General features: G+C 73.6%; 13 protein-coding genes. 10 read left to right on the forward strand and 3 right to left on the reverse strand.

The genetic code is table 11. The features are described from left to right. Position 1 precedes the first annotated feature (1 nt). Entirely contained in the window at positions 2-1,366 is a 1,365-nt protein-coding gene (locus AS594_RS27950; protein ID WP_069929608.1) for an aldehyde dehydrogenase family protein, read from the forward strand. 4 nt (positions 1,367-1,370) lie between these two features. Then, the gene (locus tag AS594_RS27955; RefSeq protein WP_069929609.1) at positions 1,371-2,177 is read left to right on the forward strand and encodes a 3-oxoacyl-ACP reductase; all 807 of its coding nucleotides are present in this window, start codon (positions 1,371-1,373) and stop codon (positions 2,175-2,177) included. 47 nt (positions 2,178-2,224) lie between these two features. Here AS594_RS27955 and AS594_RS27960 read toward each other — a convergent pair whose 3' ends face one another. After that, entirely contained in the window at positions 2,225-3,427 is a 1,203-nt protein-coding gene (locus tag AS594_RS27960) for an amino acid deaminase/aldolase (protein ID WP_069929610.1), read from the reverse strand. 510 nt (positions 3,428-3,937) lie between these two features. Between AS594_RS27960 and AS594_RS27965 the strand changes: the two genes are divergently transcribed. After that, positions 3,938-5,164, forward strand: a complete 1,227-nt coding sequence (locus AS594_RS27965) for a hypothetical protein (protein WP_420877852.1) — start codon at positions 3,938-3,940, stop codon at positions 5,162-5,164. Continuing rightward, positions 5,161-6,492, forward strand: a complete 1,332-nt coding sequence (gene mycP / locus AS594_RS27970) for a type VII secretion-associated serine protease mycosin (protein WP_079144369.1) — start codon at positions 5,161-5,163, stop codon at positions 6,490-6,492. Before AS594_RS27965 ends, mycP begins: the two co-directional genes overlap by 4 nt. An 18-nt stretch (positions 6,493-6,510) precedes the next feature. On the opposite strand, the gene AS594_RS27975 is transcribed toward mycP, so the two are convergent. After that, positions 6,511-7,182 (reverse strand): serine hydrolase, encoded by a 672-nt coding sequence (locus AS594_RS27975; RefSeq protein ID WP_069932145.1) that lies wholly within the window; start codon positions 7,180-7,182, stop codon positions 6,511-6,513. 64 nt (positions 7,183-7,246) lie between these two features. Between AS594_RS27975 and AS594_RS27980 the strand changes: the two genes are divergently transcribed. Next, on the forward strand, positions 7,247-7,981 hold the full coding sequence (locus tag AS594_RS27980) for an SseB family protein (protein WP_069929612.1): 735 nt from the start codon (positions 7,247-7,249) through the stop codon (positions 7,979-7,981). Positions 7,982-8,001: 20 nt separating this feature from the next. Here AS594_RS27980 and AS594_RS27985 read toward each other — a convergent pair whose 3' ends face one another. Further along, on the reverse strand, positions 8,002-8,364 hold the full coding sequence (locus AS594_RS27985) for a DUF1844 domain-containing protein (RefSeq protein WP_079144367.1): 363 nt from the start codon (positions 8,362-8,364) through the stop codon (positions 8,002-8,004). Positions 8,365-8,771: 407 nt separating this feature from the next. Between AS594_RS27985 and infC the strand changes: the two genes are divergently transcribed. The 5 genes from infC (at position 8,772) to AS594_RS28010 (ending at position 12,511) form a co-directional block, all read left to right on the forward strand. Continuing rightward, a complete protein-coding gene (gene infC, locus AS594_RS27990) occupies positions 8,772-9,437 on the forward strand; it encodes a translation initiation factor IF-3 (RefSeq protein ID WP_218107237.1) in 666 nt (221 codons plus the stop codon). A 126-nt stretch (positions 9,438-9,563) separates the two neighbouring features. After that, complete coding sequence (gene rpmI / locus AS594_RS27995; RefSeq protein ID WP_028815428.1) at positions 9,564-9,758, forward strand: 50S ribosomal protein L35; 195 nt, start codon at positions 9,564-9,566, stop codon at positions 9,756-9,758. A gap of 104 nt (positions 9,759-9,862) precedes the next feature. After that, positions 9,863-10,249, forward strand: coding sequence for a 50S ribosomal protein L20 (gene rplT, locus AS594_RS28000; RefSeq protein ID WP_028815427.1), 387 nt, complete (start codon positions 9,863-9,865; stop codon positions 10,247-10,249). A gap of 127 nt (positions 10,250-10,376) precedes the next feature. Then, positions 10,377-11,234 (forward strand): TrmH family RNA methyltransferase, encoded by an 858-nt coding sequence (locus tag AS594_RS28005; protein WP_069929615.1) that lies wholly within the window; start codon positions 10,377-10,379, stop codon positions 11,232-11,234. Positions 11,235-11,365: 131 nt separating this feature from the next. Next, positions 11,366-12,511: a sensor histidine kinase gene (locus AS594_RS28010; protein ID WP_069929616.1), complete on the forward strand. Its 1,146-nt coding sequence runs from the start codon at positions 11,366-11,368 to the stop codon at positions 12,509-12,511. Positions 12,512-12,595 lie beyond the last annotated feature (84 nt).

Here is a 12,595-nt window from a genome sequence, read left to right on the forward strand (position 1 = left end):
CGTGTCCTTCGAGCACCACATCCTCAACCCGGCCACCGAAGAGGTCGTCGCCACTGTCCCGGCCTCCACCGCCGCCGACGTCGACGCGGCCGTCGTACGGGCCGCCGGCGCGCAGCGCGCCTGGGCCGCCGCCGCCCCCGCCGACCGCGCCCGGCTGCTGCGCCGCTTCGCCGCCGAGGTCGACGAACACGTCGAGGAACTCGCCCGGCTGGAGGTCCGCGAGGCCGGCCACACCCTCGGCAACGCCCGCTGGGAAGCGGGCAACGTACGCGACCTGCTCGACTTCGCCGCCGGGGGAGTGGAGCGGCTCAGCGGCCGCCAGATCCCGGTCGCGGGCGGCCTGGACATCACCGTCCTCGAACCGCTCGGCGTGATCGGGGTCATCGCGCCCTGGAACTTCCCCATGCCGATCGCCGCCTGGGGAACCGCCCCGGCGCTCGCGGCCGGCAACGCGGTCATCCTCAAGCCCGCCGAGACCACGCCGCTGACCGCCCTGCGCCTCGCCGAACTCGCCCTTGAAGCGGGGCTCCCCGAGAACCTCTTCCAGGTCCTGCCCGGCGCGGGCGACGTGGCGGGCAACGCCCTGGTCGAACACCCCGGCGTGGCGAAGATCGTCTTCACCGGTTCGACGCGCGTCGGCAAGCAGATCATGGCCAAGTGCGCCGACCGCGTGAAGCGCGTGACGCTCGAACTCGGCGGCAAGAGCCCCAACATCGTCTTCGCCGACGCCGACATCGAGGCCGCCGTCGCCGCCACCCCGATGTCCTTCCTCGACAACGCCGGCCAGGACTGCTGCGCCCGTACGCGCATCCTCGTCCAGCGTTCGGCGTACGACCGCTTCCTGGACCTCCTCGCCCCCGCGATCGAGGGCGTGGTGGTCGGCGACCCGTCCGACGACAAGACGCAGATGGGCCCGCTGATCTCCAGGGCGCAGCTGGAGCGCGTACGTGCGTACGTCCCCGAGGGAGCGCAGGCCATCCGCGGCAGCGCCCCCGAGGGGCCGGGGTTCTGGTTCGCGCCGACCGTGCTCACGGGCGTCGGCCCGGACGCGGCCGCCGCGACGGAGGAGGTCTTCGGCCCCGTCGCCGTCGTCCTCCCCTTCGACGACGAGGACGACGCCGTCCGCCTCGCCAACGCCACCGACTACGGCCTCTCCGGCTCCATCTGGACCCGGGACGTCGGCCGGGCCCTGCGCGTGTCCCAGGGGGTCCGGGCGGGCAACCTGTCCGTCAACTCCCACAGCAGCGTGCGCTATTCGACGCCCTTCGGCGGCTTCAAGCAGTCGGGGCTCGGCCGCGAACTGGGCCCCGACGCCCTCACCGCTTTTACCGAAACCAAGAACATCTTCATCAGCACGGAGGCCTGAGACCATGACCGAGACTGTTGAGACCGCAGGGGCCGACGCCGTCGTCTGCCGCCGCCTGGTCGGACGTACCGCCGTCATCACCGGCGCCGGCAGCGGCATCGGTCTCGCGACCGCGCGCCGCCTGGCCTCCGAGGGCGCGCGGGTCGTCTGCGGCGACATCGACGAGATCGCGGGCAAGGCCGCGGCCGACGAGGTGGGCGGCACGTTCGTACGGGTCGACGTCACCGACGCCGAGCAGGTCGACGCGCTGTTCAAGACGGCGTACGACACCTACGGCTCCGTCGACATCGCCTTCAACAACGCGGGCATCTCACCGCCCGACGACGACTCGATCCTGACCACGGGCCTGGAGGCGTGGAAGCGCGTCCAGGACGTCAACCTCACCTCCGTCTACCTCTGCTGCAAGGCCGCCATCCCCTACATGCAGCGCCAGGGCCGCGGCTCCATCATCAACACCGCCTCGTTCGTCGCGATCATGGGTGCGGCGACCTCCCAGATCTCGTACACGGCGTCCAAGGGCGGGGTCCTCGCGATGTCGCGCGAGCTGGGCGTGCAGTTCGCCCGCGAGGGCATCCGCGTGAACGCGCTCTGCCCCGGCCCGGTCAACACGCCCCTTCTCCAGGAGCTGTTCGCCAGCGACCCGGAGCGGGCGGCGCGGCGGCTCGTGCACATCCCGGTCGGCCGCTTCGCGGAGGCGCACGAGATCGCGGCGGCGGTGGCGTTCCTGGCCAGCGACGACTCGTCGTTCATCAACGCCACGGACTTCCTGGTGGACGGGGGCATCGCGGGCGCGTACGTGACCCCGCTCTAGCCGGCCCGCGGGAGGCCGGACCGGACCCGCCGGCCCGGCCTTCCCGTCTACAGGAACGTCCGCCCCTCACCCCGGTACGTCGGTACGGTCGCCACCACCTCGTCGCCCTCGATGAGCCGCAGCTCGTCGAACCGCTCACACATCTCGCCCGCCTTGGCGTGCCGGAACCACACCTTGTCGCCGATCAGCAGATCGTCCGCGGCGGAGCCGATCAGCGGGGTCTGCACCTCACCGGCCCCCTCCTGCGGGTCGTACCGCAACCCCTCCGGGAGGTACGGGACGGGCGACCGGTCGGGGCCCGGGGCGCCCGACGCCGGATAGCCGCCGCCGAGCACTGTCACCACACCCACGCCCGGCCGGCGGACGACGGGCTGGGCGAAGAGGGCGGCGGGCCGTCCCGTGAACGACGAGTAGTTGTCGAACAAGCGCGGCACGTACAGCCCCGATCCCGCCGCGATCTCGGTCACCGCGGACTCCGCCGCGGTGTGCTGGACGCTGCCCGTGCCGCCGCCGTTGACGAACTCCAGGTCCGGCGCGACGGCCCGTACCGCGCGTACGACGGCCGCCCGGCGGGCCGCCAGCTCCTTGCGCGCCGCGTGCTGCATCACCCTGATCGCGCGGGAGCGCAGCGGTCGGCCGGCGAGCGAGTCGCCGACGCCGGCCACATGACCCTCGTACGCCATGATGCCGACCAGGCGGAATCCGGGGCGGCGGGCCACCGAGCGGGCCAGCTCGGCGAGTTGTGCGGGCTCGCGCAACGGCGAACGCAGCGCGCCGATCCGGACGCGGCCGCCGAGCAGCCGCAAGGAGGTGTCCAGCTCCAGGCAGACCCGTATCTCCTCCCGGCCGCCGTCCCGCGCCCGCTCGATCAGCTCCAGCTGCGCCGGATCGTCGACCATCACGGTCACGGCGGCGGCGAGTTTCGGATCCCCGGCGAGCTCCGCGAATCCGCTCCTGTCCGCGGACGGATAGGCAAGAAGCACATCGTCGAACCCGGAGCGCGCGAGCCACAGCGACTCCGCCAGCGTGTACGACATGATGCCCGCGAAGCCGTCCCGCGCGAGCACGCGCTCCAGCAGGGCGCGGCAGCGTACGGACTTGCTGGCCACCCGGACCGGCTTGCCGGCCGCCCGGCGTACCAGGTCCGCGGCGTTGTCGTCGAACGCTTCCAGGTCGACGACTGCGACGGGAGCGTCGAGGTGGGCGGTGGCCCGGTCGTACCGGGCCCGGTCGGCAGCGCGGGGTGTCATGGCCAGAGCTTGCCAGAGCGGATTACCACTGGGTAGGGGGATCATCCGGTCAGATGCCGCGAGGCCGGGGACTGATTCCCGAACGACGCGCGGCAGCCCGTAGAGTGACGCCCACGCGGTGAGGACGACTCGAACGGACCTGCCCCGAACGGCGATCGGGCATCGCGGGGCACAGGCCGGGCGGACACGAACAGGGGGGCGGATGAGCACCGAGGCACACCGTGCCCCCCTCCCACCCCGCCCCACGTCCCCGCCCGTCCCCCCTGCCCGGCAGCCCGCCCCCGCCCCGCCCTACGCCTCCCGCCCGGCCGCTCCGCCCGCCGGCCCCCGGCTCCTTTCCCCGCCGCGCCCCGCGCTTCTTCGCCGTCCGGCCCCCCGGGCCCCATGCCGCCCGCCGCGGGCGGCCGGTCGGGGCCCGCCGGGGAGCAGGCGCATGGGGCGCCCGCGCCGGGCACGCCTCGCCCGGGTGCCCGGAGCGGCCCCGGTGCCGCCGTGCCGTCGCCGCCGGGTGTGACAGGAGCCGCACTCGGCGGTCCGCCTGGCCGTCCCGGGCCGGGGTACACCGGCGACCCGAACGGGTCCGGCGCCCGTACCGGCGACGGGGCCCAGCAGGACAACCGGCGGCCGGCGGCCGGTGGCCCGCGCCCCATGGGCGGCCGTGACGTCGCCCCGGTGGAGACCACCGCCCGGCTGCGCCCCGTACCCGCCGCGCCGGGCGCCCTGCCGCCGCAGGTCCCGTCGCCGCCCGCCCATCCGCGCGCCATGCCGCCCGCCGATCCGCGTGCCACGCCGCCCGCAGGTCCGCGCGCGACGCCGCCGCCCGGTGCCACCGGCGTGCCCCCGCGCAGGCCAGTGGGGGCCGTCGACCTGGGCCCGCAGCCCGGTGCGCCCCGGCCCGCCCACTTCGCCGCTCCCCGGCACTGGGGTGTGCCGCCGGAGACCCCGGCCGAGACCACCACCCGGCTGCGGCCGGTCCGTACCCGCCGCCCCGCCCGCGTCGTCGGCGCCGCTGCCTGTCTCGTCCTGGGACTCGGCCTCATCGGCGGAGCCGCCACCGGCAGCTGGCTCACCGGCGGCTCGGACGCCGAGGCGGCGTCTCCCACCGGTTACGCCGAGGCACGCGGCCTCTGGCACAGCGTTCCCGTCGACAAGCTCTTCCCGCCGACGATCGAAGGCGACGGCGCGGGTCCCGGCGGCGCCGACCGCGTGTGGACACGCGTCGCCGTCGCCCCCGACAGCGGCTGCGCGAAGGCCCTCGACCCACTGCTGCTCAAGGCGCTCGAACCGGCCGGCTGCCTGCGCCTCCTGCGCGCCACCTACACCGACGCCACGTCCAGCAGCGTCACCACGGTCGGCATGGTCTTCACCGAGGCCGACGCACCGGCCATGCGAACGCTGCGCGCGCGCTTCACCAACGAGGGCCTCGCCGACCGCACCGACCTCATGCCCCGTACGTACCCCGCCGAGGGAACCGTCGCCGCCGGGTTCGGCGACCGTCAGCGCGCGAGCTGGACGGTGCGCGTGCTCACCGACGTACCGGTCGTCGTGTACGCCGTCTCCGGCTTCGCCGACGGACGCACGGTCGCCGACCCGCAGCCCGTCGGCCGTGCCACGGTCGCGGGCGCGACGAACGCCCCCGCCCAGGCGGGCCTCGGCCACGAGGCGAAGGGCATCGCCGACCGGGTCGAACGCGGCCTGCGCAAGACCGCCCTCCAGGCCACGGAGCCCCCGGCATGACCCGCATCCCCGGCACGACTCCCCACCGGCCGGCCGACGACGGCACCGCGCCCGCACCCGCCCACGCGCCCGGCGCCGGACCGGGCCGCGCCTCCGACGGCACCGCACGAAGCGGCGCGGCCGGCCGCACGGGCTCCCGTACCGCCCGCCGCACCGCCCCCCGCGCCCTCGCCGCCGCCCTCGCGGCCACCGCGCTCGCCGTGCTGCCCGCGCCGTCCGCGCACGCCGACAGCATCCGGGCCCAGCAGTGGGCGCTCGACGCACTGCACACCGACCGGGCCTGGCGTACGACCAAGGGCGACGGCGTCACCGTCGCCGTACTCGACACCGGCGTGGACGGCAGCCATCCCGACCTCGAAGGCCGGGTACTGGACGGCAAGGACCTCATAGGTTTCGGCGCGGGCAAGGGCGACCGGGCCTGGGCCCGCCACGGCACCGCCATGGCCGGGATCATCGCCGGCCACGGCAACGGCCCCGGCCGCTCCGACGGCGTCGTCGGCATCGCCCCCGAGGCGAAGATCCTCCCGGTCCGGGTGATCCTCGAAGGCGGCGACCCGGCCCGCAAGCGCGCCCGCAGCACCCGGGGCCACGCCCTGGCCCAGGGCATCCGCTGGGCCGCCGACCACGGCGCCGACGTCATCAACCTCTCCCTCGGCGACGACAGCAAGTCCGCCCACCCCGAGCCCGCCGAGGACGCCGCCGTCCAGTACGCCCTCGCCAAGGGCGCCGTCGTGGTCGCGTCCGCCGGCAACAGCGGCGAGGAGGGCGACCACATCTCGTACCCCGCCGCCTACCCCGGCGTGATCGCGGTGGCCGCCGTAGACAGCTCCGGCACCCACGCCTCCTTCTCCACCAGCCGCTGGTACGCGACCGTCAGCGCCCCCGGCGTAGACGTGATCATCGCCGACCCGGACCGGCGGTACTACGAGGGCTGGGGCACCAGCGCCGCCTCCGCCTTCGTTTCCGGCGCCGCCGCTCTCGTGCGCTCCGCGTACCCGGACCTCACCCCCGCCCAGGTCAAGAAGCTCCTCGCGGACACCGCACGCGACGCACCCGAGGGCGGCCGCGACGATGCCCGCGGCTACGGCTTCGTGGACCCGGCCGCCGCCCTGGAGGCGGCCGGCCGGCTCCGCCCCGCCGGCCTGCGCCCCGTCCCGGCCCCCCACGGCAAGAGGTATTTCGGCGCCGGGCCCGACCCCCTGCGCGAGGACGGTGAACCGGCGGGTTGGCTCGCCCCCGCCGCCGGCGGCGCCGGCGCGCTCCTGCTGGCCGGCGCGGTGACCCTGTGGCGCTCCAGCCGGGACCAGGGCTCCCGCCAGTTCCGCTGACCGCCCACGGCCCGCTCCTCACCGGCCACGCCCGTCCCCGCCGAACCCGGCCGCCACCTCCCGGGCCACGTCCTCCACCACCGCGATCCCCGCCTCCTTCGTGGCGTGGCCCTCCGACAGCACGGCGATCAGCAGCCGGCGCCCGTCCGCCACCCGCACCCGCCCCACGCTGTGCACGGCCCACAGCCCCGTGGCGTCGAGCGGCATCCACCCGTTCTTGAGCGCCGCCCCGCTCCCGGCAGCCGACACCCCCCAGTCCTGGCCCGCCACGACCTGCCCCATCAAGGTCCGGATGTACGTACGCGCGTCCTCGTCCAGTACGCCGTTCCCGGGCCCGAACACCGCCCCCAGCAGCGTCACCTGATCCCGCGCGGTGGTCCGCGTGCGCCCCCACGCCCGGTCCGCCGCCGTCTCCGTCAGCCCCAGCCGCGCCAGCGCCGCGTCCAGCCCGGCCGCTCCGCCGACGGCCGCCCACAGCGCCGACGCCGCGTCGTTGTCGCTGCGCCGGATCATCGCCTCGGCGTACGCCCGCTCCGCGGGGCCCGGCGCCCGGCCCTCGTCCCGGGCGCTGCGCAGCAGCAGCGCCGCCAGGATGCCCACCTTGACGACGCTCGCGGCGGCGAAGCTGCGCTGCCCGTGGACGGCACAGCGCCCGCTGCCCGCCTCGGAGACGGCGTACGAGAGATCCACAACAACGGCCGTGCCCGCGGCCCCGGTGCCGAAACGCCCGGCGCCGGGCGGATAGTCTCGTGACGTGGCCCTCAAGAACATCCCGGACCCCGGTTTCTCCGAAGACGACGGCACCGCCGACCCCCGGCTCACCGCCGCGCTCGCCGCCTGGGCCGCGGACCCGGCCGCCGAGCCGCAGGTGCTCGAAGCGCTGGCCGGCGCCCGGCTGCTCGTGCCCGTCGTCGCCGTACTCGGCGAGGCCGAGACCGACGAGGCCACCGGCCTGCGCCGCGAGAAGACCAGCGACATGGCCGTGCCGACGCTCCGGGCCGGCGAGCGCCGCGCCCTGCCCGCCTTCACCTCCACCGAGGCCCTGGCCCGCTGGAACCTCGAGGCGCGCCCCGTCGCCGTACCCCTGCACCAGGCGCTCCAGGCCGTCGCCCACGAGCGGGCCGACACCCTGCTCCTCGACCTGGCCGGCCCTGTGCCGTACCAGCTCACCGGGTCCGCGCTGCTCGCCGCGGCCGAGGGCCGCACCAGTGCGGTGCCCCTCGACGACCCGGCCGTCACCGAAGCGGTACGGGCCGCCGTCGCCGCGGAGCCCGCCGTGCTGCGCGCCCACCTCGGGCCGGGCAGTGCCGACGGCACCCTCGCGCTGGTCCTCGCCCCGGACGCCGATCCGGCCGAGGCGGCCCGCCGCGTCGCCGGGGCGCTGGCCGCCGACGAAACACTGAGGGCCCGCCTGGTGCGCGGCCTCGACCTGGCTCTGCTGCCGGCCGGTGCCACGCCTCCCGGCGAGCCCCTGTTCGTACGCGCGTAGCCGCCGCGGCAGCTACCGGATCAGCCGTAGACCGGGCCGGTGTACTTCTCGCCCGGGCCCTGGCCGACCTCGTCCGGCACGGCCGACGCCTCGCGGAACGCCAGCTGGAGGGACTTCAGCCCGTCCCGCAGCGGCGCCGCGTGGAAGGAGCTGATCTCGGTCGCGCTCGCGTCGAGCAGACCGGCCAGCGCGTGCACCAGCTTGCGGGCCTCGTCGAGGTCCTTGTGCTGGTCGCCGTCCTCGGTGAGGCCGAGCTTCACGGCGGCGGCGCTCATCAGGTTGACCGCCACCGTCACGATCACCTCGACTGCCGGTACTTCCGCGATGTCGCGCGTCATGGCGTCGAAGTCGGGAGATTCATTGGGGGAGGTCGCGTCACTCATGACGCACACGATATGCCCAGGCGAGCGGGGCACTCGCGGCAGTGTCCGACCCCGGCCGGGCCGGTCCGACCGGGGTCGCCCCTCCTTCCGAGAGCTGCTAACCTTGTGTAACGACCGGCCGGACACCTGTGTGCCCGGCCCACAAGTGGAGGCTCCGATCTCCCACCTGGCTGTCCTCACGGACGGCGGGTCACCGGTCAGGCGGTCCCCATCGTTCCGTACGGACGATGGAGCACCGCTCGATGATGCGCCCCGCGGTTGATGCGCGGTGGTGCTCCGGTATATCCAGGAGCCCCGCCTGTGTTCCCGTCCGGGGCATTTTTCATGGCTCCCTGAGGTTGGTCTCACGAAACAGACGTTACGCGGCTGTCTGCCAGACAGTCGTGTGGTGCTACTGAGGAGGATCCATCAGCGCTGAGCCCCGCATTAACGACCGGATTCGCGTTCCCGAGGTGCGACTCGTCGGACCCAGCGGCGAGCAGGTCGGCATTGTGCCTCTTGCGAAGGCCCTGGAGCTTGCGCAGGAGTACGACCTCGACCTGGTCGAGGTCGCGGCGACCGCCCGTCCGCCCGTGTGCAAGCTCATGGACTACGGGAAGTTCAAGTACGAGTCGGCCATGAAGGCCCGTGAGGCGCGCAAGAACCAGGCGCACACGGTCATCAAGGAAATGAAGCTCCGGCCGAAGATCGACCCGCACGACTATGACACCAAGAAGGGTCATGTCGTCAGGTTCCTCAAGCAGGGCGACAAGGTCAAGATCACGATCATGTTCCGTGGTCGTGAGCAGTCCCGCCCCGAGCTCGGCTTCCGACTGCTTCAGCGTCTGGCTTCGGACGTCGAGGACCTTGGCTTCATCGAGTCGAATCCCAAGCAGGACGGCCGGAACATGATCATGGTTCTCGGCCCGCACAAGAAGAAGACCGAGGCCATGGCCGAGGCACGCGAGGCCCAGGCGGCCCGCAAGGCCGAACGCCAGGGCTACGCCACCGACGAGGCTGGCCAGGCCGAGTCGACGGACGAGGTCGCCGAGGCTCCGGCCGAGGCACAGACCGAGACCCCTTCCGAAGCGTGATCCGCGGGGCTGCCATCCAGGCGGCCCCGGGTTCGGCCAGGAAGCCTCAATCCCCCATAACTGACTGACGCTCCCGCTCTCCGGTACGCACCGGGGGAGCGCCACTGACGAGGAGAGAACGGCGCTATGCCGAAGAACAAGACGCACAGCGGTGCCAGCAAGCGCTTCAAGGTCACCGGCTCCGGCAAGGTCATGCGCGAGAAGGCCGGCAAGCGCCACCTCCTGGAGCACAAGTCCTCCAAGAAGACCCGCTCGCTGACCGGCGCTGTCGTGGTGTCCCCGGCGGACGCCCCGAAGATCAAGAAGCTTCTCGGCAAGTGACGTCGCGGCTCCGGGCGACCGGAGCCCCTCGTCGGACCGACCGAGACCAATACGTTTCCGGGCCATGTGAGTTCAACCGCGGCCCCGCTACAAGGAGTTAACAAGTGGCACGCGTCAAGCGGGCAGTCAACGCCCACAAGAAGCGCCGGGCAATTCTCGAGGCGGCCAAGGGCTACCGCGGTCAGCGTTCGCGCCTGTACCGCAAGGCCAAGGAGCAGGTCACCCACTCCCTGGTCTACAACTACAACGACCGCAAGAAGCGCAAGGGCGACTTCCGTCAGCTGTGGATCCAGCGCATCAACGCCGCTGCCCGCCAGAACGGCATGACGTACAACCGCCTCATCCAGGGTCTGAAGGCCGCCAACATCGAGGTGGACCGCAAGATCCTGGCCGAGCTCGCGGTCAACGACGCCAACGCGTTCGCCGCGCTCGTCGAGGTCGCCCAGAAGGCGCTCCCGAGCGACGTCAACGCCCCGAAGACCGCCGCCTGATCTCAGGCAGCACCCTCTTCGTCCACCGGACCCGCAGGCGTTCGCCGCCTGCGGGTCCGGTGCGTCGTACCGGACGTGCACGACCCCTTTCGTACGCAGAGATACGCAGAGAAGTGAGCCGCCGACCATGGGCACCCCCGAGCTGATCTCCCCGCGGTCCCCGCGCGTGACCGCCGCCAAGCGGCTGGCCAAGCGGAGCTTCCGCGGCAAGGAGCGCCGGTTCATCGCCGAGGGGCCGCAGGCCGTGCGCGAGGCGGTCGAGCACCGCGGCGACGGTGGCGAGGCGACCCTGATCGAGCTTTTCGCCACCGTCGAGGCCGCCGAGCGGTACGACGACATCGTCTCTGCCGCCCGCGCCGCAGGCGCCCGCGTGCACCTGGCGCCCGACGAGGTGCTCGCCGAGGTGTCCCAGACCGTCACCCCGCAGGGCATCGTCGGTGTCTGCCGCTTCCTGGACTCGCCCTTCGAGGAGATCCTCGCGGCCAGGCCCCGGCTCGTCGCCGTCCTGGCGCACGTCCGGGACCCCGGGAACGCCGGTACGGTGCTGCGCTGCGCGGACGCCGCCGGTGCCGACGCGGTCGTCCTCACCGACGCCTCCGTCGATCTCTACAACCCCAAGTCGGTCCGTGCCTCGGTCGGCTCCCTCTTCCACCTGCCGGTCGCCGTCGGGGTCCCCGTCGAGCAGGCCGTCAGCGGGCTGAAGAGCGCCGGTGTACGCATCCTGGCGGCCGACGGCGCGGGCGACGACGACCTCGACGACGAGCTCGACGCCGGCACCATGGGCGGGCCCTCCGCCTGGGTCTTCGGCAACGAGGCGTGGGGCCTGCCGGAGGAGACCCGCGCGCTCGCGGACGCCGTGGTGCGCGTGCCGATCCACGGCAGGGCCGAGAGCCTCAACCTCGCCACGGCCGCCGCCGTGTGCCTCTACGCCTCCGCTCGTGCGCAGCGCGCTTCCGGAGGGTGCCGCAGCGTAACCTCCAGCTAGTAGTGTGGCGGGCTCCGGGGCCCTCCCCGGGTTCTCGGCTCCTCCCCCTGGTTCCCGGCTTCGCTCGGGCAGGGGGACCCCTTGAGCAGGGAGGGACCCCCTCCGCTCTCCGGAAGAGGTGGGACACGGGGATGGCTGTCGGCACGAGCGGTCCGTCGAAGGCGGGCGACGCTTTACCGCGTCCGTACGCGCGGGACGGGCAGAGCGCCTGGGACGGGCACGGGATCGATCCCGACGACCTGCCCGACGGCCTCGCCGTCGCCGACGAGAACGGCCGCGTGATCTGCTTCAACGACGCGGCGGCGCGGATCACCGCCATCACGAAGGACGCCGCGCTCGGCCGGCCGCTAGGGGCCGCGCTGCCGCTCGAAGACCTCGAAGGCCGGCGCTGGTGGAGCCTGACCGACCCGTACGGCGGACTCGCGATCCGGGGCGGACAGCCGGAACGCAACCTGCTGCTGCCCGGCGGCCGAGAGGTGCTGGTCTCCGCCCGGTACGTACGCGACGAGCCGACCGGGCCCGTACGGCGGGTCGTCGTCTCGCTGCGCGGCACCGAGGCCCGGCGCCGCACCGAACGCAGCCACGCCGAGCTGATAGCCACGGTCGCCCACGAGCTGCGCTCCCCGCTGACCTCGGTCAAGGGGTTCACGGCGACGCTGCTCGCCAAGTGGGAGCGGTTCACCGACGATCAGAAGAAGCTCATGCTGGAGACCGTCGACGCCGACGCGAGCCGGATCACCCGGCTGATCGCCGAGCTGCTCGACATCTCCCGCATCGACTCCGGACGCCTCGAGGTGCGCAGGCAGCCCGTGGACGTCCCGACGGCCGTCGGACGCCACGTCCAGGCTCACATCTCCAACGGCCAGCCCGCGGACCGCTTCCTCGTCCGTGTCCAGCAGCCGCTGCCCGATCTGTGGGCAGACCCGGACAAGATCGACCAGGTGCTCGGCAACCTGCTGGAAAATGCGGTGCGGCACGGCGAGGGAACGGTCACCATCGAGGTGGGCGCAGCCCCGCTCAAGACCGCCGGCGACGCAGCGAAGGGAACAGCCGTGACCGTGAGTGACGAAGGCGCCGGCATCCCCGAGGAGTCGATGGGCCGCGTCTTCACCCGCTTCTGGCGCGGCAGCAAGCGCGGCGGGACCGGCCTCGGACTGTACATCGTCAAGGGCATCGTCGAGGCGCACGGCGGCTCGATCACCGTCGGCCGCGGGCCCGGCGGCGGCGCCGAGTTCCGATTTATCCTGCCCGTCGGCGCTCCGGCGTATCTCGCCTGAGCGGCCCACGGGCTTCTTCACCCCTCGCGGCCTTTAGACTCGACCTTTGGCACCTTTGCGTCCTCAGTCGTCGAGCGGGGGCCA

The organism is Streptomyces agglomeratus, assembly GCF_001746415.1.
Classification (GTDB): Bacteria; Actinomycetota; Actinomycetes; order Streptomycetales; family Streptomycetaceae; genus Streptomyces; species Streptomyces agglomeratus.